The following is a 977-nucleotide window of genomic DNA, read 5'->3' on the forward strand; positions in this document are numbered from 1 at the left end:
GAGCTAGAGGAGTCCCAGCAGGTCTTGGGGCTCCGATTTATTCAAAATTAGATTCGGATATTGCTTCTGGCTTAATGAGTATAAACGCAGTCAAAGGTGTAAATATTGGAGCTGGGATGAATTCAGCACAATTAAGTGGTGAACAAAATTCTGATCAAATTTCGCAGAAAGGAGAAAAATTAAAATTTGACTCTAACAACGCTGGAGGAATTTTAGGAGGAATATCAAGTGGTCAAGAAATTATAGCATCTTTTGCTGTTAAGCCAACTTCCTCGATTTTAAAAACAAGAAAAACGATAAATAAATTTGGAAAAAATACCACAATTTCAGTTAAAGGAAGACATGATCCTTGCGTTGGAATCAGAGCAGTGCCAGTAGGAGAAGCTATGATAAATTGTATTTTATTAGATCATTATCTAATGAATAAGGCCCAGTGTAATTAAAAATAATTTAATTTTTTACTACTTTTATAGAATCTTTAGAAAATAAAATATCAAGTATTTTTTTTGAAATTTGGGCTGAGTTTAAACCTGCAAATTCGTACATTTTTTTTGGAATATCTTGTTCAATAAAAATATCAGGTAATTTCATAGATCTAAATTTCAGACCTTTGTCGAAAACTCCTTTTTCAGTTAGTAAATTTTCTACATGAGATCCAAAACCACCTATAGATCCTTCCTCAATTGTTATCATAACTTCATGTTCCCTTGCACATTTTAAAATAAGTTTTTCGTCTAAAGGTTTTGCAAATCTTGCATCTACTATCGTTGTGGAAACTCCTTTATTTTTTAATTCCTCAGAGGCTAACTTACATTCTTCAAGCCTAGTTCCTAAACTTATTATGCAAACTTGTTTCCCTTCTTGAATAATTCTTCCTTTGCCTAATTCAATTTTTTCATCAATAGAGGGAAGTTCTATTCCTACACCTGTTCCTCTTGGATATCTTATTGCACAAGGTTTATCATTTATATCAACTG

Annotated in this window: 2 protein-coding genes; one reads left to right on the forward strand and one right to left on the reverse strand. The window is 31.9% G+C overall.

The genetic code is table 11. From position 1 onward, the window contains the following. Positions 1-443, forward strand: a 443-nt coding sequence (locus AMN70_RS00885) for a chorismate synthase (RefSeq protein ID WP_143323396.1), incomplete at its 5' end; no start/stop codon positions are given. 7 nt (positions 444-450) lie between these two features. Here the strand turns inward: AMN70_RS00885 and AMN70_RS00890 are convergent. Further along, positions 451-977, reverse strand: a 527-nt coding sequence (locus tag AMN70_RS00890) for a transketolase C-terminal domain-containing protein (protein WP_306452505.1), incomplete at its 5' end; no start/stop codon positions are given.

The organism is Candidatus Pelagibacter communis, from assembly GCF_001179925.1.
Classification (GTDB): Bacteria; Pseudomonadota; Alphaproteobacteria; order Pelagibacterales; family Pelagibacteraceae; genus Pelagibacter; species Pelagibacter ubique_E.